Annotated in this window: 21 protein-coding genes; 12 read left to right on the forward strand and 9 right to left on the reverse strand. The window is 66.5% G+C overall.

What is annotated here, in order from left to right; genetic code table 11:
* Window positions 1-293: 293 nt before the first annotated feature.
* Entirely contained in the window at window positions 294-899 is a 606-nt protein-coding gene (gene gstA, locus FRZ44_RS04715) for a glutathione transferase GstA (RefSeq protein ID WP_151176087.1), read from the reverse strand.
* Window positions 900-1,110: 211 nt separating this feature from the next.
* Here gstA and FRZ44_RS04720 point away from each other — a divergent pair, with 211 nt between their 5' ends.
* The 7 genes from FRZ44_RS04720 (at window position 1,111) to FRZ44_RS04750 (ending at window position 7,345) form a co-directional block, all read left to right on the forward strand.
* Window positions 1,111-1,458, forward strand: a complete 348-nt coding sequence (locus FRZ44_RS04720; protein WP_151176088.1) for a hypothetical protein — start codon at window positions 1,111-1,113, stop codon at window positions 1,456-1,458.
* 10 nt (window positions 1,459-1,468) lie between these two features.
* Window positions 1,469-1,936 (forward strand): SMI1/KNR4 family protein, encoded by a 468-nt coding sequence (locus FRZ44_RS04725; RefSeq protein ID WP_151176089.1) that lies wholly within the window; start codon window positions 1,469-1,471, stop codon window positions 1,934-1,936.
* 397 nt (window positions 1,937-2,333) lie between these two features.
* The gene (locus FRZ44_RS04730; RefSeq protein ID WP_191908419.1) at window positions 2,334-3,983 is read left to right on the forward strand and encodes a sensor histidine kinase; all 1,650 of its coding nucleotides are present in this window, start codon (window positions 2,334-2,336) and stop codon (window positions 3,981-3,983) included.
* Window positions 3,984-4,088: 105 nt separating this feature from the next.
* On the forward strand, window positions 4,089-4,502 hold the full coding sequence (locus FRZ44_RS04735) for a hypothetical protein (protein WP_151176091.1): 414 nt from the start codon (window positions 4,089-4,091) through the stop codon (window positions 4,500-4,502).
* Window positions 4,503-4,583: 81 nt separating this feature from the next.
* Window positions 4,584-5,939: a PepSY-associated TM helix domain-containing protein gene (locus tag FRZ44_RS04740; protein WP_151176092.1), complete on the forward strand. Its 1,356-nt coding sequence runs from the start codon at window positions 4,584-4,586 to the stop codon at window positions 5,937-5,939.
* 103 nt (window positions 5,940-6,042) lie between these two features.
* Complete coding sequence (locus FRZ44_RS04745) at window positions 6,043-6,555, forward strand: hypothetical protein (RefSeq protein WP_151176093.1); 513 nt, start codon at window positions 6,043-6,045, stop codon at window positions 6,553-6,555.
* 97 nt (window positions 6,556-6,652) lie between these two features.
* Window positions 6,653-7,345, forward strand: a complete 693-nt coding sequence (locus FRZ44_RS04750) for a DUF4265 domain-containing protein (RefSeq protein ID WP_151176094.1) — start codon at window positions 6,653-6,655, stop codon at window positions 7,343-7,345.
* Between the two features lie 30 nt (window positions 7,346-7,375).
* Here the strand turns inward: FRZ44_RS04750 and ychF are convergent, their stop codons facing one another.
* The 8 genes from ychF to lgt all read right to left on the reverse strand — a co-directional run bounded on the left by ychF (window position 7,376) and on the right by lgt (window position 15,452).
* Window positions 7,376-8,470, reverse strand: coding sequence for a redox-regulated ATPase YchF (gene ychF, locus FRZ44_RS04755; protein ID WP_151176095.1), 1,095 nt, complete (start codon window positions 8,468-8,470; stop codon window positions 7,376-7,378).
* Between the two features lie 200 nt (window positions 8,471-8,670).
* Entirely contained in the window at window positions 8,671-9,336 is a 666-nt protein-coding gene (pth, locus tag FRZ44_RS04760) for an aminoacyl-tRNA hydrolase (RefSeq protein ID WP_151176096.1), read from the reverse strand.
* Window positions 9,337-9,363: 27 nt separating this feature from the next.
* Complete coding sequence (locus tag FRZ44_RS04765) at window positions 9,364-10,170, reverse strand: 50S ribosomal protein L25/general stress protein Ctc (RefSeq protein WP_151176097.1); 807 nt, start codon at window positions 10,168-10,170, stop codon at window positions 9,364-9,366.
* A gap of 102 nt (window positions 10,171-10,272) precedes the next feature.
* Window positions 10,273-11,205 (reverse strand): ribose-phosphate pyrophosphokinase, encoded by a 933-nt coding sequence (locus FRZ44_RS04770; RefSeq protein ID WP_151176098.1) that lies wholly within the window; start codon window positions 11,203-11,205, stop codon window positions 10,273-10,275.
* A gap of 307 nt (window positions 11,206-11,512) precedes the next feature.
* The gene (locus tag FRZ44_RS04775) at window positions 11,513-12,664 is read right to left on the reverse strand and encodes a M24 family metallopeptidase (protein WP_151176099.1); all 1,152 of its coding nucleotides are present in this window, start codon (window positions 12,662-12,664) and stop codon (window positions 11,513-11,515) included.
* Between the two features lie 55 nt (window positions 12,665-12,719).
* Window positions 12,720-13,487, reverse strand: coding sequence for a peptidoglycan editing factor PgeF (pgeF, locus tag FRZ44_RS04780; protein WP_151176100.1), 768 nt, complete (start codon window positions 13,485-13,487; stop codon window positions 12,720-12,722).
* 26 nt (window positions 13,488-13,513) lie between these two features.
* Window positions 13,514-14,620 carry a class I SAM-dependent methyltransferase gene (locus FRZ44_RS04785; RefSeq protein WP_151176101.1) on the reverse strand — a complete coding sequence of 369 codons (1,107 nt, stop codon included), beginning with the start codon at window positions 14,618-14,620 and terminating at the stop codon, window positions 13,514-13,516.
* Window positions 14,621-14,654: 34 nt separating this feature from the next.
* A complete protein-coding gene (gene lgt, locus FRZ44_RS04790) occupies window positions 14,655-15,452 on the reverse strand; it encodes a prolipoprotein diacylglyceryl transferase (protein WP_151176102.1) in 798 nt (265 codons plus the stop codon).
* Between the two features lie 150 nt (window positions 15,453-15,602).
* Between lgt and FRZ44_RS04795 the strand changes: the two genes are divergently transcribed.
* From FRZ44_RS04795 to FRZ44_RS04815, 5 genes are all read left to right on the forward strand, one after another.
* On the forward strand, window positions 15,603-16,823 hold the full coding sequence (locus tag FRZ44_RS04795) for a serine hydrolase domain-containing protein (RefSeq protein ID WP_151176103.1): 1,221 nt from the start codon (window positions 15,603-15,605) through the stop codon (window positions 16,821-16,823).
* A 147-nt stretch (window positions 16,824-16,970) separates the two neighbouring features.
* A complete protein-coding gene (locus tag FRZ44_RS04800) occupies window positions 16,971-17,309 on the forward strand; it encodes an accessory factor UbiK family protein (protein WP_225308548.1) in 339 nt (112 codons plus the stop codon).
* Window positions 17,310-17,677: 368 nt separating this feature from the next.
* Complete coding sequence (locus tag FRZ44_RS04805) at window positions 17,678-18,181, forward strand: type III secretion system chaperone family protein (protein WP_151176104.1); 504 nt, start codon at window positions 17,678-17,680, stop codon at window positions 18,179-18,181.
* A 69-nt stretch (window positions 18,182-18,250) separates the two neighbouring features.
* Complete coding sequence (gene proC / locus FRZ44_RS04810; RefSeq protein WP_151176105.1) at window positions 18,251-19,066, forward strand: pyrroline-5-carboxylate reductase; 816 nt, start codon at window positions 18,251-18,253, stop codon at window positions 19,064-19,066.
* A gap of 12 nt (window positions 19,067-19,078) precedes the next feature.
* The gene (locus FRZ44_RS04815) at window positions 19,079-19,570 is read left to right on the forward strand and encodes a YbaK/EbsC family protein (protein ID WP_151176106.1); all 492 of its coding nucleotides are present in this window, start codon (window positions 19,079-19,081) and stop codon (window positions 19,568-19,570) included.
* Window positions 19,571-19,644: the final 74 nt, after the last annotated feature.

A 19,644-nucleotide genomic window follows, 5' to 3' on the forward strand; every position in this document is an offset into this window, starting at 1 on the left:
GGGGCCGATCTTAGCGGCGCGGGGCGGGGCTGTCGCGGCGGAAGGAAACCCTCCCCCCAACCCCCTCCCGCAAGGGGAGGGGGCTAGAAAAATTGGACCACGCCCCCTCCCCTTGCGGGAGGGGGTAGGGGGAGGGGTGTCGCAGGACCATTGGTCATGTCGAATGACAATCGCGCTCAAAGTTTCGAAATCGATCGAAGCGATCATACCCAAAAGTCGAAGCCCTCCCTCCTGCCATCGGCAGAAGAGAGGGCTGAGAGTCGGGAAGTCCGGCGTTCGGCTTTAGAAAACGCTTACACCAATCCCTCGGCCTTGAGCGCGGCCTGGACGGCGGGGCGCTTGCCGACGCGCTCGCGGAAGGCGTTCAGGTTCTTGTAGGGCGTCATGTCGACATCGGCATGCGCCGACCAGTTGGTGATGGTGAAGAGATAGGCGTCGGCTGCCGTGAAGCTCTTGCCCATCAGAAAGTCGTTGGTCGAAAAATGCTTGTCGAGCAGCGCGAACCGGTCGCCCAGCTTCTTCTTCACGATCGCCTTGAAGGAGTCGGGCGTGGCAGGGTTCCAGAGCGGCCCGAAACCCTTATGGACCTCGGTGGCGATGAAATTGAGCCATTCCTGCTCGCGATAGCGGTCGAGCGTGCCGGCCGGCGGGATCAGCTTCGCATCCGGCTTCTGGTCGGCGATGTACTGCAACAGAACCGCCACCTCGGTCATGATCTGGCCGTTGTCGAGCTGGACCGTCGGCACATAGCCCTTCGGATTGATCTTGGAGAAGTCCTCGCCCTTCTCGGTCTTCTTCGTGCCGAGATCCACCTTCACGATGTCGGCGGGAAGACCGGCCTCGCGGATCATGATGTGGGGAGCCAGCGAGCAGGCGCCGGGGCTGTAATAGAGCTTCATGGGGAACCTCTTCGGTCTGGGGAATGTCGTGGCGCCCCTGGTATGTCGGGTTCGGACGCGTTCCGCAAGACGGCACCTTCCCGAAACGCGGTCACTGCGAGGTGACCGTATTTGACGGAACGCCCGGGAAGCGGCAAGCATGATGCCACGTCATTGCGGAGCCATGGCCCGTTCAACGGTTTGTCACAGGATATGTCGGAAGATGGCCGCCATGAGCGAGCCCGATACCCCATCCGATGAGGTCCAGGCGGCGTCCGCCGATGCCCTGGCCGCCGCCTTGGCGCCGAAGTTTCCGCAGCTCCAGGCGCTGCTGGCGGCGGATCCCGGGCAGGCTCGGGGCGATCTGCTGCCCTATCTCCTGCTGGCCGAGCTCTACCGCTGGCTGACCGAGCAGGCCACGGCCGGCGCGGACGATGCGGAAACGCAGGCGGTCGTCCAGCTCTGCGGCGAGCTGTTCGCCATGACCTTCGAGCATGATCCGCTGGGCGCCGCGTTCGCCAGCGAGATCATCGATTCCATGCTGGATGCGACGCGGGGACGGCCCCGCACCGAATCATGAAGGAATGCTCATGAGCCTGAAGGATTTCGAAACGGCGATGCGGCTGATCGAGGAAAACGAGGATCAGGCGGATTTCGTCGGCCCCCGCGACGCGGCGCTGGTCGACAAGGCGGAGAAGGCGCTGGGGATCAAATTTCCGCCCAGCTATCGCCAGTTCCTGCTGCGGCTGGGAGCCGGCAGCTTCGGCGCTCTCGAGATCTACGGCGTGATCGACGACGAATGGGAGGGCTCCTCGGTTCCGGATGCCGTCTGGTACACGCTCAGCGAACGCGACGAATACGATCTGCCGAAGCATCTGCTGGTCATCGCCGCCGCCGGAGACGGGCCGCTCTATTGCCTCAAGCTCGGCCAGGAGAAGGAACCGCCGGTGATCTTCTACTCGCCGGGCCTCGAGGAAGAGGAGCAGGACTCCGAGATCGCCGCGGCGGATTTCGGGGCCTTCCTGCTGGAAGGCGTGCGCGACGAGCTGGATGCGTAACCTGAATTGACGCCGCCGCCGTTCCGGGGCAGTGACCGACGGCCGGCGGCAGGATCCCTCTGTCCCGCTCGGGGTTTTTCCGGAGGGACGGGCTCCCGGCGCGCCGATTCAGGGGCCGTCCCCTTCTTTTCCCGGGAACCTTCGTCCGCTTAACCCATTATGAGCGGGTCCGTGTCATGGTTAACGGACTTTGATCCTGGGAGCCGCCGGGTCTCGGACGCGCCGGGCCCGGACGCCCTTCCAACCAGCCTTGCCTCGGTCGCCGATGGGATTTGCGTTCCCGGATCTCGACCTGCGGTAGCGGAGAGACCGGACTTCCATGTCGCCTGCCGACGGCCCCCAGCCGACCCCTCCTCAGGACCGGATCTGGACCCGCCCCCGTTGGGGTGCGGGCACGGTGGTTCCCATTCTGGCGGCGGTCTCCTTCGCCTCGATCCTGGCGATGGGCGTGCTGTTCGCCGTCACCACCCATAGCGACACGCTGCATCGCGCCGAAAACGAGTGCCAGCGCATGGCGGCGGTCGCCGCCGTGCATGTCGGCCGCATCGCCGAAGAATCCGGCCGGAGCCTGCGGGTGATCGCGCAATGGATCGAGCGCAACCCCGGCGCGCCGCTCGACTCTCCCGATCTGATCGCCCTCGCCGACGTGCTCAATATCGATCCGGGCCAGACGCGCGCCATCGCCGTCGTCGATTCCACCGGCCAGGCTGTGATGCTCGATAGCGCCAGGGCGGGTCTTGCCTTTGATGTCTCCGCCCGGTCTTTTTTTCCGGTCGCGCGCGACGGTCCGGAAGGCACCCTGCTGTTCGCCCCACCGGTACGGAACCTCGACACGAATGAGCTGACGGTTCCCGCGCTCTACAAGATCGCCGTGCAAGGGCGGGAGCTGGTGATCGCCACAGCGTTCTCCGTGGGCCGGGTGCAGGATCTGATGACGTCGCTCCTGGCCGACTATCACGGCAGCCTGTTGCTGAAGAGCGGCGACAGGGTGCTCGTCGGGGCCATCGAGAATGGATCCGACGAGGGGACGGAGAAGGTCGCGTCGGAGGCCCTCCTGGGAGGGCCGTCGGCCGGGGCGCCATCGTCGCCGGATCAGATCGCCTGCAGCAGGCCCGTCGTCGGCACCTCGCTGCTGGTCGAAGCCCGGCTGGACCGGCAAGCTCTGTTTCTTCGCTGGGACAAGATCGTGCTCGCCTCCTCGGCCTTGATGCTGGTGGTCCTGGCGCTGGTGGTGTTCCTCTCGATCGAGTTGGGCTCGTTCTATCGGCGCCTGCGGTCGAGCGAGGACAGCCTGCGCGATTCGCTGGCCCACGCGAACGAGGCCAACCAGGCCAAGACGATGTTCCTCGCCAACATGAGTCATGAGCTGCGCACGCCCTTGAATGCCATCATCGGCTTCTCGGAGCTGATCGAGCGCCAGGCCTTCGGGCCCATCTCCGACCGGTATCGCGGCTATGTCACCGACATCCTGCAGTCGGGCCGCCATCTCCTGAGCATCGTCAACCAGCTGCTCGACATGGCGTCGATCGAGGCCAACAAGGATCGGCTCGACCGGCGGCCGATGGACCCCAGGGCGGCAATCGAGAGCGCCGTCGCCATGCTTCGCGGGACGGCGCAATCCTCCGGCGTCGCGATCGAGCTCGAGACCGGCGGCCTGCCGGCGCGGATGGTCTGCAACGAGCGGGCCTTCCGGCAGATCGTGGCCAATCTCGTCTCGAACGCGGTGAAGTTCTCGCCGCAAGGCAGCGCCGTGCGGGTCGGGGGCCTCGCCGACGGGCCCGACTTCATCATGCTGACCGTCGCCGACCAGGGCATCGGCATGGCGCCTTCGGACCGGGCCAAGCTCTTCACGCCCTTCTGGCGTGGCGAGAATGTCTGGACCCGCCGCAGCGACGGGATCGGCCTCGGCCTCGCCCTCACCCGGCGGCTGATCGAAGGGCTGGGCGGGCGCATCGAGGTCGAGAGCGAGGCCGGCAAGGGGAGCCGCTTCACCGTGCGGCTGCCGGTGAGCCCGCCGGCCGCGAGCGGGAAGTCCGCTGCCGCGTGATGTTGCACTCCCGCGATCAGGCGCCGCCGGACACGCGACAAAATCTCCGAATGAATTGACGCAAACCGTCTTGTCCGCCTGCCGTCGCTATGGCCAACTTCGGCCATGGGCGGATGGATCTCCTTCCAAGGTCGACGGCGGCGCAGGACGGGTCTGACTCTGTTCCTGGCCCTGGCGCTGTTCTGCCAGACGCTCCTGTCGGCTGCGGCCGGCGTCGCCATGGAGATCGCGGCCACGGACATGGCCGCGGGCATGCCCGGGCATTGCGCCATGCAGGGCGAGCCGGCGAAGCCCGGGGCGCCTCCCGCGCATCACCATCAGGAATGCCCTCTCTGCGTCAGCGGCGCCTGCCCGATGGGCGGGGCGGTGTCGTTGCCGCCAACGACCGGCCCGCGCCTCGATCTTGCCGGTGCCGCCGCGACGGCATACCGCTGCTCGGGATTCTTCGCCGACCGCCCGCCCAGCTCGCTTCTCTATCCCTCGGACATCGCCTCGCAAGCGCCGCCGCTTCGGGCCTGACGCCCGGACAGCCACCGCCTGCTTTGCAATCGATCGTCCCCGGCCCTCGTCCGGAGGCGTCGTTCCTCCATGGGAAGATTCATGTCCAGCTTCGCTCCCGCGGCATCTGACGCCGCGCCGCCCGCTTCCTCGCTCTATCGCGCCGTCTGGCGCTGGCATTTCTACGCCGGCCTGCTGGTGCTGCCTTTTCTGATCCTGCTGGCCGTGACCGGCGGCCTCTATCTCTTCAAGGATGAGATCAATGGCCTGATCTATCGGAATTACCTGACCGTGGCGCCGGCCGATAAGGCGCCTTTGGCCGCTAGCGAACTGATCGCCAAGGCGACCGGGGCCGTTCCGGGCGATCCCGTGCGCTACGTGCCGGCGGCGACGGCGGCATCGTCGGTCGAGGTCGGCGTGGCGACGGCGGATCGCGGCACGGTCTCGGTCTATGTCGATCCTTATGATGGACGGGTGCTGGGCTCGATCGCGGACAGTGCGAAGCTGATGCCCATCCTCAAGAAGATCCACAGCCTGGAATATTTCGGCTGGGTCCCGAACCGCATCATCGAGATCGTCGCCGGCTGGGCCATCGTGCTGGTTATCACCGGCGTCTATCTCTGGTGGCCGCGCAGACGCAGGGGCGGCGTCTGGGCGCCGCGACTCAAGCCCGGCGGCCGCGTGCTCTGGCGCGATCTCCATGCCGTGACCGGCCTCTATATCGGCGTGCTGATCCTCTTCATGGCGGCCACCGGCATGCCCTGGTCTGGCTTCTGGGGCGCCAAGCTCAACAGCTTCATCGCCAGCAACGGCCTGGGTTATCCGCCGGAGTTCTGGGAGAGCGTGCCCAAGTCGCAGCTGCCGATGGGCCATGAGATGCATCAGGTCAATTGGAGCCTGGAGAACGAGCCGATGCCGGCCTCCACGGAAACAGGGGCCACGTCCATCGGTATCGACAAGGCGCTCGGGACCTTCGCCGGGCTCGGGCTCGCCAAGGGCTATGTCGTGGATCTGCCGAGCGGGCCGGAGGGCGTCTATTCGGCCTCGCTCTTTCCGGACCAGGCCGAGAACGAGCGCGTGATCCATCTCGATCAATATTCCGGCAAGCCGCTGTTCGACGGTGGCTTCTACGAGCTGGGCGCGGGCGCCCAGGCGATCGAGTGGGGCATCAGCGTGCATCAGGGCCAGGAGTTCGGCCGCGCCAACCAGCTGGTGATGGCGGCGACCTGTGTCGCGATCGTGCTGATGGCGGTCTCGGCCGTCGTGATGTGGTGGAAGCGACGGCCGAAGGGCTCGCTTGGCGCGCCGCGCATTCCGGAGAACTACAAGATCGCCAAGGGCGTGCTCGTGATCGCCGCCGCCATCGGCATCCTGTTCCCCTTGGTGGGCGCGTCGCTGCTGGCGATGCTGGCGATCGACCGGCTCCTGCCGGCTCGATGGCGTGAAAAGCTCGCCTGACTCTGAGTCGAGGCCGGTGGACGCTGCGGCGTCCGCCGGCTTCATTGATGGCAGCCGAGAACAGCCTTAGGCTGCAGACTGCTACCCAGAGGAGGGCAGGCGCATGTGGCCGTTCAATCGTAAGAAGCCGGGCGCCGAGGAGGGGCTGCGCAACCTTGCGTCCTATGTCTCCTTTGAGGCGGTGAAGGCGCTCGCCAGCGGTTCGAGCGGAGCCGCCCTGTTCGAGAGCGGCGAGATTCCGTTCGTCCTGCTGCAGGTTCGTGACGACAAGGCGGAGGATGTTGGACCGCGTCTCGCCCGGGCGATGACCAAGGTTCGCGATTCGGGCGGCATGATCCACATGATGTCGTCACTCATGCTCGTCTTCTTCGGCTTCCCGCGCAGCGCATGGGCATCGGTGCCCGAACGGCCCTCGATCGAGAATGGGCGGCGCTTGTCCGCCGCTCTGCTGCAGGAGCTCGGCGCCGATGCGAAAATTCTCTACGGAACGGCCACGGGCCTTGTCGGCAATCTCGGTGGGCCGCACTATATGCATTATGCAGCTGCGATCCCGGGCTTTGGAGCGTTGACGGCCAAACTGGTGCAGATCGAATTCGGTCGGGCTGAGGCGATATAGTGTCGGAGCAGGAGAGCCAGCCGTGACGCAACCCTCGCCCATCCCCTGGCACCAGAAGGCCTATGTCTGTGTCCATATCTTCGAGGATACGCGGCCGGTGCTGCTCGTCAGCCGGAATGGCGGCGCCTGGTCTCTTCTCTGCGGGCATGGGCACGACGATATTATGCTCGGCGCGAAAGTCGTTGGCATCGGCCATATCCTGGATCGCGATCCGACGATCCTGCCGCTGCTGGACCTCCCGGCGGGTTGGGAGGCCGAGCGCGAGACACCGACGGGAGATTGGGTTCGACGACCGCCGCCGGAGTCGGAATCGCTGCCGCCCGAGGCGGTGGCGGTGAATGAATCGGTCAAGATCCGGTTCACTCTCGAAAAGGACGAGGACGGCTATCCGCCCTTCACCTCCGAGAGACTCTGGGCCCGCAAGCTCGGTGAAGATCTCTATGAGATCGACAACATCCCCTTTTTCGTGCGCGACCTCAGCCTGGGGGACAGGGTTTCCGCTGAAGCCGCAGAGGCGGGAGTTTTCGTCTTTCGGGGAATGGGCGAGCGCTCCTCGAATAGTACCATCCGCGTCTTCGTCATTCGCGAAGAGGTCCGGCCGACGCTCTTCGGCGAGATCGAGAAATCCGGGGCCGAGTACGAGCTCGGCGCGGTCCCGGACATGGTCGCCATCAATATCCCCGTCAATTCCGACGTTGCGGGGCTGCTGCGCTATCTCGACCAAGCGTCGCGGGAGAAATCGTTGGAGTACGAAGAAGCGGCGCCGAGATACGCCCTGCCGGTCAATTGATCGACTGCGACCGGCGGAGCTCCCCGGCGACTAGACGTTGAACCGGAAGTGGAAGATGTCGCCGTCCTTGACGACATAGTCCTTGCCTTCCGCGCGCATCAGGCCTTTTTCCTTCGCGCCTTGCTCGCCGTTGCAGGCGACGTAATCGTCATAGGCGATGGTCTCGCCGCGGATGAAGCCGCGCTCGAAATCGGTATGGATGACGCCGGCGGCCTGGGGCGCCTTCGCGCCGCGATAGACCGTCCAGGCCCGCGCTTCCTTCGGTCCCACCGTGAAGAAGGTGAGGAGGTCGAGGAGCTTGTAACCGGCGCGGATGACACGGGCGAGGCCGGGCTCGGTCAGGCCGAGGCTCGCCAGGAACTCCTGCTTCTCCGAAGGCTCGAGTTGCGCCACCTCGGCTTCGATCGCGGCCGAGATCACCACCGTCTCGGCGCCCACGGATTTGGCCATCGCGGCGACCTTGGCCGAGAAGGCATTGCCTTCTGCGGCAGAGCCCTCGTCGACATTGCAGACATAGAGAACCGGCTTCGAGGTCAGGAGCTGCAACTGCTTGAAGGTGGTTTCATGCTCCTTGGCGATCGTCGCCGTGCGGGCGGGCTTGCCGGCGCGCAAGGCGACGAGGGCAGGCTCGGCCGCGTCGACCAACGCTTTGGCTTCCTTGTCGCCGCCCTTGGCCTTCTTGAGGGCGCTGTCATAGCGCTTCTCCAGGCTTTCCAGGTCGGCCAGCATCAGCTCGGTCTCGACGATCTCGGCGTCGCGGATCGGATCGACACTGCCCTCGACATGCGTCACCTCGCCTTCGAAGCAGCGCAGCACATGCACGATCGCGTCGACCTGGCGGATATTGCCGAGGAACTGGTTGCCCAGCCCTTCGCCCTTGCTCGCCCCCTTCACCAGGCCGGCGATGTCGACGAACTCGAGCTGGGTCGGAATGATCTTGCCCGAGCCCGCGATCTTCGCCAGCACCTCGAGGCGCGGGTCGGGGACCGAGACGCGGCCGACATTGGGCTCGATCGTGCAGAAGGGATAGTTCGCGGCTTCCGCGGCCTGGGTCGCGGTCAGCGCGTTGAAGAGCGTCGATTTGCCGACATTGGGCAGGCCGACGATGCCGCAGGTAAAGCCCATGGAACTTGGATCCGTTGGTTCGATTGGTGACAGGGAGCGGTATCACCCCTCCCCCTACCCCCTCCCGCAAGGGGAGGGGGCGAGATTATTGCTGGTTCTCGCTTCCCTGAGAGAAGCCCGCAAGCAAGAGAGGCCTATCGACATTTCCACGCCCCCTCCCCTTGCGGGAAGGGGTAGGGGGAGGGGAGTGCAGGGCGCGATTACGACGTCTTGCCGTCCGTGTCCTTCTCGTCTTTCTCCGCCTCTCCGTCCTTCGCCTTCTTCTCTTTCGGCGGGCGGCGGACCGGCGGGTTCAGCGTGACGTTCACCTTGTTCAGGAAGTTGTTCGGTTCGCCCTTCGCCAGGTCACGCAGCAACAGCGGCATGGCGTCGGCGACGGCGAAACAGAACTTCTCCACCACCGGCCGCTCCTCGGCCGAGAAATCCGACAGCACATGGCGGCGCACCAGATCGGGATGGCCCGGATGGTCCACGCCCATGCGCACCCGCCAATAATCCGGTCCGATCGCGCCGTCGATCGACCGCAGGCCGTTATGGCCGGCGGCACCGCCGCCGCGCTTCACCCGGATCTTGCCGAACACCAGCTCGATCTCGTCATGGAAGACGAGGATGTCCGCCGGATCGATCTTGAAGAAGCCGGAGGCCGCCGCGACCGAGCGGCCGGAATCGTTCATGTAGGTGAGGGGACGCAAGGCCAGCACCCGCTCGCCGGCGATCTCCCCTTCCTGGAAGGATCCGTCGAACCGGCTCTTCGGCGCCGAGAAGCCATGGCGGTGGCTGATCGCAGCCACCGCCATGAAGCCGATATTGTGCCGGTTCGCGGCGTAAGAGGGGCCCGGATTGCCGAGCCCGACCAGCAATCGCATCGGGCAGGGAACTCCGGACCTCGGGTCTTACTTCTTCTTGTCGCCGCCAGCCGGCTTCGCAGCCGCTGCCGGTTTGGCACCCGCCGCCGGCTTGGCACCGGCCGCCGGAGCCGCACCCGCTGCGGGCTTCGCGCCCGCGGCCGGACCGGCCGTACCGGGCGCCGCACCCGCACCAGCACCCGCCGCCGGAGCCGCACCTTCGGCCACGACCGGAGCCGCCGCCGCTGCCGCTGCCGCCGCTGCGGCTTCCTGGGCCTCGATCTTCTGCGCCGTCGGCGCCGCGATCGAAGCGACCGTGAAGTCGCGCTCGGTGATGGTCGGACGGATGCCCGCCGGCAGCTTCACCATGCTGATATGCACGGAGTCGCCGATGTCGAGACCGTCCATATCGACCTCGATATAGGGCGGGATGTTGTCCGCGTCGCAGATGAACTCGATCTCGTGCCGGACGATGTTCAGCACGCCGCCGCGCTTGATGCCCGGAGCGGTGGTCTCGTTCTTGAACTTCACCGGGATCTGCACGCGCACCTTGGTGCCGGCGCCGACCCGCAGGAAGTCCGCATGGAGCGGACGGTCCGTCACGGGATCGAACTGCACGTCGCGCGGCAGCACGCGGATCTTCTTCGAGTTGAGCTCCAGATCGAACAGCGTCGCGTAGAACGCCTTCTTCTGCAGCTCGCGCGAGAGGTCGAGCGGGGCGATGCTCACCAGTTGCGGGGTTTCCTTATTGCCGTAGATCACGGCAGGCACCCGGCCATCACGCCGGGTGGCGCGGGCGGCCCCCTTTCCGGCCCGCTCCCTCGCTTCAACGCGAAGGGTATGTACGTCGGTCATGGGTATAACTCCTTTTTCCTGACCAATCCCGTCGACCTCCAGGGGTGTCGCCGGGCCTCCATCGTCCTCGGGTCACCTGACCCGCGGACGCCGTAAAAAAACTCAATCGAACAGCGTCGAGACCGAGCGCTCCTCGCTGATCCGGCGCATCGCCTCGGCGATGAGCGGCGCGATCGTGACCTGACGCACGTTCTGCGACACGCGCACGGCCTCCGTCGCCATGATGCTGTCGGTGATGACCAGACGGTCGATGGGTGCCGCCGAGACGCGGGCCACGGCGCCGCCCGAAAGCACGCCATGGGTGACATAGGCGCTGACCGAGACGGCGCCCGCTTCCTTCAGCGCCACCGCGGCGTTGCAGAGGGTGCCGGCCGAATCGACGATGTCGTCCACCAGCACGCAGCGCTTGCCGTCGACATCGCCGATGATGTTCATCACTTCCGACACGCCGGCCTTCTCGCGCCGCTTGTCGATGATGGCGAGATCCGCGTCGAGCCGCTTGGCATAGGCGCGCGCGCGCACCACCCCGCCGACGTCGGGCGAGACGATGGTGATGTTGCCGCGGCCGAAATTCTGCTCGATATCCTTCACCAGGACCGGTGCCGCGAAGAGGTTGTCGGTCGGGATGTCGAAGAAGCCCTGGATCTGGCCGGCATGGAGGTCGAGGGTCAGGACGCGGTCGGCGCCCGCGACCGTGATCAGATTCGCCACCAGCTTGGCCGAGATCGGCGTGCGCGGGCCGGACTTCCGGTCCTGGCGGGCATAGCCGTAATAGGGGATGACGGCGGTCACGCGGCGCGCCGACCCGCGGCGCAAGGCATCGAGCGTGACCAGCAGCTCCATCAGATTGTCGTTGGCGGGGAAGGAGGTCGACTGCACCACGAACACGTCCTCGCCGCGGACGTTCTCATGGATCTCGACGAAGACTTCCATATCCGAGAAGCGGCGCACCGCCGCCTGGGTGAGCGGAAGATTGAGATAGGCCGAGATCGCTTCGGCCAGCGGCCGATTGCTGTTGCCGGTCAGAATCTTCATTGCTTACACCCGAATGCGCCCGCGGGCGCCCGAACCAGGGCAGAACCCGCACCCTGCCCCCCGCGAAGGCGGCCGGAGAGTATCAATCCGTCATAGGGCTGTAAACGAAATTGGCCGGCTGCGACAAATTCACAGAAACATAAAAAATATCAATGCGATAAGCGCGAATCCGGCGAGCATCAGAAGGTAGGGCATTGGCGCCGTTACCCAGTCATTCCCGCGAAAGCGGGAACCCATGCCAATCCAACGCTTGGAACCCACCATGGACCCCCGCTTTGCGCGGGGGTGACGGGCATAAGAATGCCCGTCACTTCACCACCAGATCCACCGGCATCCGCGACAGCGCCTCGCAGCCCTGCTCGGTGACCAGCACCGTCTGGCCGTTGGTCATGGCGACGCCCTTGGCGCTGTCGAAGATGATGATGTGGATGAAAAAGACCTGGCCCGGCACAGCGGGCTCCGGATTGCCGTGATAGAACATCGGCCAATCCATCCAGTTGGGCGCGAAGGTGGTGCCGAGGCTGTAGCCGGTGGCGTTCATCCGGTTCTCGCGATGGCCATGGGCGTCGCAGACCCGCGCATAGGCGTCGAACACCTCGCCGATCGGCCGGCCCGGCTTGAGCGCCGTCTTGCAGGCCTCGAGCGCTTCGACCGCGACCTTGTGCATCTCGAGCTGTCCCGGCAGCGGCTCGCCGATCGGGATCGTGCGCATGAGGCAGGCATGGTAGTGGCGATAGACGCCGGCGAATTCGAGCGTGAGCTGGTCCTTGGGGTCGAGCTTCCGCCGGCCGGTGAAATAGCGGCAGAGCAGCGCGTCGCGCCCCGAGCCGATGATGAACTCGTTGGCCGGGTCGTCGCCGCCGCCGCGCAGGATGACGCCCTGCATCGCCGCCAGGATGTCGCCCTCAAAGGCGCCGGGGCCGGCGGTGCGATGGGCTTCCTCGAGCGCCCGGTCGGCGAGTTCGGCCGCCTGGCGCACATAGACGATCTCGGCCGGGCTCTTCACCAGGCGCAGGCGGCTGACCAGGTCGGAGGCGTCCTCGAGCTTGCAGAAATCCTCGAGCGCCGCATTGAGGCGCATCGCGTTGCGCCCCGTCAGGCCATAGGCCTCGTATTCGACGCCGAGGCGTTTGTTGTGGAGATGGAGCTCGGCCAGCATCGCCTTGAGCTCGAGCGCAGGCGAGGCTTCGGGGCCGTCGACCCAGATGCGGATATCGTCGATCACCGAGGTGTGCTGGGCCTGGCGCAGATCGGGCGCGCGGGTCAGCAGGAAGAAGCGGCCATCGGCGCCGAGATAGAGGCACTGGAAGAAGACATAGCCGAAGGTGTCGTAGCCGGTCAGATAGAACATGCTCTCCTGGCGGAAGATCAGCAGCCCGTCGAGGCCGCGCGCCTGCAGCATCGCCACGGCGCGGGCGCGCCGGCCGGCCAGTTCTTCGGATGTGAAATGCAGTGCCATGACGGTTCCTCGGATTCGAAATGAAGGGGCCCGGGATCGGAGCCGGTGCCCGGGCTCAGGGCTCCAGGCAGATCAGCGAGAGCAGCCGCCCGTAATCCTTCCGGCCTTCGAGCGTGGTGCGGCGATAGCTGAAGAAGCGGTCGGCCTCGGCGCAGGTGTCGCAATAGGCGAGGTTCACCCGCTTGACGCCGGCGGCGCCCAGCCGCGAGGCGACATAACTCGGCAGGTCGAAGAGATAATGGCCGGCGCGGCGCGAGGGCGCGAAATAGTCCTCGTTCTGCGGATTCTGCGCCAGGAAGGGCGCTGGAAATTCCGGACCGACCTCGTAGGAGCGCTGGGCGATGCAGGGGCCGATGCCGGCGACAACATGGTCGACCTTGGCGCCGAGCTTGACCATGAGGTCGAGCGTGGCCTCGACCACGCCGCCGATGGCGCCCCGCCAGCCGGCATGGGCGGCGCCCACGATGCGCGCTTGCGGATCGGCCATCAGCACCGGGGCGCAGTCGGCGGTGAGGATGCCGAGCGCGATGCCCGGCCGGTCGGTCACCATCGCGTCGACCTGCGGCGCCTCCTCGCGTTTCCAGGCGGTGGTGACATGGACCGCCTTGGCGCTGTGGACCTGGTAGCAGGTGACGAGCGGCAGCCCTTGCAGCTCGGCCTGCGACAAGGCGCGGTTGCGGTTTTCGGTCACGCGCTCGGGATCGTCGCCCGAGCCATAGCCGCAATTGAGCGACGCATAGAGACCCTCGCTGACGCCGCCCAGCCGCGTCATGAAGCCGTGACGCACAGCGTCGAGATCGTTGAGGCGGCCCAGCGTGATCATGGGGAGCGTTCCAAGCCTCGTGAGAATCAGTCGGCGGTCGCCGGGAATCCGGCGGGCGCGGGGCCCTGGGGCGCCGTCAGCGCCAGCGCCTGGAACAAGGTGCCCATTTCCCGCGGATCGAGCAAGCGGGCGAGGGCGCGTTCGACGCCGGCACGGGCGGCGGCATCCGCATCGCGGGTCAGGCGTTGGGCCCGAAGCCGGATGCCGAGCGCCTCCAGAAAGGCGCCCTGCGTCATGGGGCCGTGCGCCCGCGCGCCGCGCTCCCGGGCGGCGCGGCCGAGGCCCCCGAAATCCACATGCGCGCTGAGATCCACCCGGCCCGGCTCCAGCAGCAGATTGTCGATGCGGCGGTGGCCTTGGACCGCCTGCAGGCTCCAGCCTTGTCCCTCGCCATGGCCGTAATCCACCAGCAGCGCCGCACCGCCCTGCTGCGCCAGCCGGCGGCCGATCTCGCCGGCAACGGCGAGACCCTGCGGCGAAATCTCGGCCAGCGTTCCGACCGGCGCCCGGCGGGTCTCGTCGTCCAGCAGCCCGATCTGCGGTCCCGCCGGGATCAATGTCCAAGCCAGGCCGGCATCGACCGCCGGCTCGATCACGGCGCGCTCGCGCCAGCCTTCGCGGGTGCGCTCGAACTGATGCACCGGCAGCGCGTCGAAGAACTCGTTGGCGAGGAGGAGCAACGGCCCCTCGGGCAGATCCGCCAGCGTCTCATGCCATTGCGGCGGGGCGATCTGCCCGGCGAAGGGCACCAGGGCTTCGGCCTGGCGCTGGCGCAGCACCGGACTCGCCTCGACGAGGTGCAACCGCAGCGCTTTGTGAAAGGCGGGCCGCAGCCGCGTCGCGCGCAGCGCGTCGGCGATGAGCGTGCCGCGGCCGGGCCCCAGTTCCGCCAGCAGGACAGGATCGGGCGCGCCCATGCGCTCCCAATAGTCGAGACACCAGAGGCCGAGGAGCTCGCCGAACATCTGGCTGATCTCGGGGGCGGTCACGAAATCGCCCGCGGCCCCCAGCGCCGGCCGACTACGGTAATAGCCATGTTCGGGATGAAGCAGCGCCTCCTGCATGAAGGCGGCGACCGTCATCGGTCCGGTCAGGCGAAGGCGGCGGCGGAGATGAGTCTCGAGCGGTGTCATCGCCTCTGTCCGGTCGCGTTCCGGCACGCGTGCCTCATTGCGGCGCGGGCTTGGCCCGCCAGATGAAGATCAGCCCCATGACGATCATCGGCAAGGACAGCAGCTGGCCCATGGTGGTGTGCATCGCGAGAAATCCGAGCTGCGGATCCGGCTCGCGGAAGAACTCCACCAGAAAGCGCGACAGCCCGTAACCGGTAAGGAACACACCGGAGAGCAGCCCCAGCTTGCCGCGCGCCGGCGTGAAGCGGGCGAGGAACAGCAGGATCAGGAACAGCACGACGCCCTCGAGCGCCGCCTCATAGAGCTGGCTCGGATGGCGCGGCTCCGGTCCGCCGCGATCGAACACCAGGGCCCAGGGCACGTCGCTGACGCGACCGAACAGCTCGCCATTGTTGTAGTTGGCGAGCCGGCCGAAGAAGAGGCCGATCGGCGTCGCGCAGGCGATCACGTCGGCCAGCGCGAAGAAGGGCAGGCCGCGGCTGCGGGCGAACAGAATCATCGCCAGGATCACGCCGACGAGGCCGCCATGGAACGACATGCCGCCCTGCCAGACCATGAAGATCTTGAGCGGCTCGGCGAGATATTCCGCGCCGTTGTAGAAGAGGACATAGCCGACGCGTCCGCCGAGGATGACGCCGAGCACGGCCCAGACCAGGAAATCGTCGAACAGGCCGCGGCCCAGCGGCATCGGCGGCAGGCTGCCGAGCCAGACGCAGTAGCGCCAGCCGGCGAGCAGTCCCAGCACGTAGGCGAGCGCGTACCAGCGGATCGCGAAGGGACCGATCTGCAGCAGGACCGGATCCAGATGAGGATAGAGAGTCGCGAACAGCATGGGATGGCCTGACGCCGTTAAGGGTCCTCGCAAGTTATAGGTGCTGGCCCGCGGTCGCGGCAAGCGTCCCCCGGTTTCACCCTTGGCGCCGATCCCCTTTCGCCGCCACAATCCCGGGGCGGCCGCGGCGCGGCGATCTCAGGAAGGGGCATGGCCATGGACGGAATGAAACGCGCGGCGATGTGGGGCCTGGCGCTGACATGGCTGCTCCTCGGCGTCGGCCTGCCTGCGCATGCCGAGGAATTTCCGGTCGGCGACAAGGGCAGCATGTGGGCCGATCCCTATCTCATCGGCTCCTATCGCCATATGGGCGACATCTACGCCTCGCGGCGCGTGCCGCGTGCCGGGCCGGTCTCCGAACTCCCGGCCGGCGAGCCTCTGACGATCGACAGCTTTCCGGTCGGCGGCGTGGCGATGAATCTCGAGGATTACGTCGCCCGCGCGCGCACCACGGGCCTGATCGCGCTGAAGGACGGCAAGATCGTGCTCGAGCGCTACTGGCATGGGGCCGACGCGACATCGCGCTTCGCGTCCTGGTCGATGGCGAAGTCCTTCGTTTCCACGCTCGTGGGCTTCGCCATCGGCGACGGGCTGATCAAGAATGTCGAAGATCCCGTCACCGACTATCTGCCCGAGCTCAAGGACAGCGGTTACGACGGCGTGCCGATCAAGGCGATCCTCCAGATGTCGTCCGGCGTCGCGTTCAACGAGGATTACGAGAACAGCGCATCCGACGCGCTGATCATGTGGAATGCGGTGCTGCAATATAACAAGCGGACCCTGAGCGACTTCGCCGTCAAGTCGAAGCGCGACCTCGCGCCCTATGCGAAGTTCAACTACAAGGGCCTCGATACCGTCGTGCTGGGCATGCTGGTCGAACGGGTCACGGGCAAGAATCTCGCGACCGATCTCGCGGAGAAGATCTGGGGTCCGCTCGGCATGGAGGACGATGCCAGCTGGCTCCTCGAGGATCGCAGCGACAGGGCGCTCGAAGCCCCCTTCTGCTGTCTCAATGCGCGGTTGCGCGATTATGCGCGCTTCGGCCAGTTCATGCTCCAGGGCGGCGCCTGGAACGGAAAGCAGCTCCTGCCGGCGAGCTGGGTCGCCGAGGCGACGCAGCCGGATCGAAGCCAGGTGGCGTTCGGGCAGCTCTATCCCGGCAGCTCGCTCGGCTATCAATATCAATGGTGGGTCCTCGAGGGTCCCGACCGCGCCTTTGCCGCCGAGGGCGTCAATGGCCAGTTCATCTATGTGAATCCCGCCAGGCAACTGGTGATCGTCATGACCAATGTCTGGCCCCGATTCTGGGATAACCGCCTGGCAAAGGAGAGCTTCGCCCTGTTCGACGCGATCGGGGCCGCTGCGCCATAACCACGCGGCGCGCCGAGTCGAATCGAGTTCCTGGCGGAATCCCGCCGATCCTCGCCTTCTAGGTGAAACTACTCACGCGGCTTATGCTTAGGCACCGGTCCAAACGGACTTGTTCTGCAACGCGAGCCGTATAACATCGTCGCCGCCATGAGCCAGAACGCCGACAGCAGGAGCCTTCGCGTGCAAACCCAAAATCGGTTCCTCGATGACCTCGCCAAAGTGGCGGCGAGTGCACTGGGGGGCATGAGTTCGATGCGCCAGGAGATCGAAGGGCGGATCCGCGAGCAGTTCGCGCGTCTGCTGTCCGGCATGGAACTCGTGAACCGCGAGGAATTCGATGCGGTGAAAGCGATGGCGGCCGAGGCGCGGATGGACCAGGAGCGGCTGCGCAGCCGCCTGGCCCAGCTCGAGGCCGAACTCGCCAAGGCGCGCGAAGATGCCAAGGCGGCTTCTCCCTCGACGCCCGCTTCGACCCCACCGGCCTGACGCGACCCGCCTCCTTCCCTCTGCGCGCTCCGGTCGTCCGCGAGGGAGCGGTCTCCCTCCTGTGCCGTTGCGGAAATGTGACGTGGGAAGCTCCCGGGACCAGTTGTCCACAGGGAGTGCCGGAGCCCTGGGGCGATTTCCCCTTTATCCCATCAGATAGCAGTTGCGCCCGGAGTCCTGATTTGGCACGCTAAATCTGGTGGGTAGATTGAGCTGTCATTCTACATATCGGGGCCACCACAAGACCTACCCGGATGTCCCGTCGCCCGGAAACTGCGCGCCCAGCGCATTTCGATCCGACCAGGGCCATTCCGTCACCGCCTACGTCTCGGTGCCCCGAGGCCGGCTCTTGGCAAGGAGGGCGCCTGATGGCGACAGCCAGGTTTGAGCGGACCGAGCCCCGGCATAACCCCCTCGATATCCTCGAAGAACTGGTCAGCGCCAACGAATGGCGTTTCGACCGGAATGCCGACGAGGAAATGGTGGTGGAGTTGCCGGGTCGCTGGTGCGATTTCCGTATGTTCTTCGTCTGGCACGAAGATCTGGAAGCGGTTTACTTCTCCTGCACGTTCGATCTCCGGGTTCCGGCGCATAAACGCAGCGCCGTCGCCGAACTGCTCGCCCTCATCAACGAAAAGCTCTGGCTCGGCCATTTCGACGTCTGTTCCGACGAGCTGGTGCCGATGTTCCGTCACACGGTCCTCCTCCGTGGCGCCGGGGGCGTAAGCCCGGAACAGCTCGAAGACCTGGTCGATATCGCGATCAGTGAATGCGAGCGCTTCTATCCTGCCTTTCAGTTCCTGCTGTGGGGTGGCCGCAAGCCCGATCAGGCGATCGAGGCGGCGCTTCTCGACACGGTCGGCGAGGCCTGATAAGCCGCCGTCCCCGAGGTTCGGCCGATCACCGGCCGGACCTCGGCGGATCTGAAGGAGGGGTTTCCCATGCGCGATCTCGAGGGACCGCTGCTGCTGGTCGGCTGCGGCAAGATGGGCGGCGCCATGCTCGCGGGCTGGCTGGGTCGCGGTCTGGATCCGGCCGAGGCCCATGTCGTCGAGCCCAACAAGGCGGCGCTGGGCGAGTTTGCGGGCCAGGTGCGCCATCACGTCGATTTCTCCAGCCTGCCGGCGGTGCTGACGCCCCGCGTCGTGGTGCTGGCGGTGAAGCCGCAGATGATGGCCTCGGCCCTGCCGGGCTGCCGGCGTTTCGTCGGGCCCAAGACGCTGTTCCTGTCGATCGCCGCCGGCAAGACCATCGCCTATTTCGAGCGCGAGCTGGGCCCCGGGCCCCTGGTGCGCGCCATGCCCAACACCCCGGCCGCCATTGCCCGGGGCATCTCGGTCGCGGTCGCCAATGCGGGCGTCACCGCGGATCAGAAGGAGCAGGCCGACCTGCTGCTGAAAGCCGTGGGCGAGGTCGCCTGGGTCGAGCAGGAAGCCCTGATCGACCCGGTCACGGCGCTTTCCGGCGGGGGGCCGGCCTATGTCTTCCTGCTGATGGAATATCTGGCCGAAGCCGGGGCGGCCTCCGGACTGCCGCTCGAGCTCGCCCGGCGGCTGGCCCGGGTAACAGTCTCGGGCGCCGGCGAGCTGGCGCGGCAGAGCGCCGAGTCGGTCGAGCAATTGCGCCAGAACGTGACCAGCCCCGCCGGTACGACGCTCGAGGCGCTCAAGGTGCTGATGGCGGATGACGGCTTGAAGCCGCTCCTGACCAAGGCGATCGCCGCGGCGACGCGCCGGTCGCGCGAACTCGCCAGCTGAACGGAGGCCGCGATGTCGGGTTTGCATCCGAGCGCCCAACGCGTCCAGGCCCTGCTGCGCGCCGCCGGCCATAGCGGCGAGGTGGTCGAGTTCGCCGAAACCACGCGGACCTCGGCCGAAGCGGCGGCGGCCATCGGCTGCGACGTGGCGCAGATCGCGAAATCCCTGATCTTCCGCGCCCGCCCCTCGGACCGGCCGGTCCTGGTGATCGCGTCCGGCCGCAACCGCGTGAACGAGAAGCTCGTGGTGCAGCAGCTGGTGGCCAAGGGGCTCGGCGAAGGGCTTGCTCGCGCCGATGCGGATTTCGTGCGCGACAAGACGGGCTTTGCCATCGGCGGCGTGGCGCCGATCGGCCATGCCACCCCGCCCATCATCTTCATCGACCGCGATCTCCTCGGTTATCCCGGAATCTGGGCCGCCGCCGGCACGCCCCATGCGGTCTTCCAGCTGACGCCCGAGGAACTGGTGCGGATGACCGGGGGCGAGGTCATCGCCGTCCTCTGAGCCTGCCCGGACGGGTGGTCTTTGGGGGGCCGCCTTTCGATGCCGGCTTCGGCGCCCTACATTGATAGGCAGCA

Source organism: Hypericibacter terrae, assembly GCF_008728855.1.
Taxonomy (GTDB): Bacteria; Pseudomonadota; Alphaproteobacteria; order Dongiales; family Dongiaceae; genus Hypericibacter; species Hypericibacter terrae.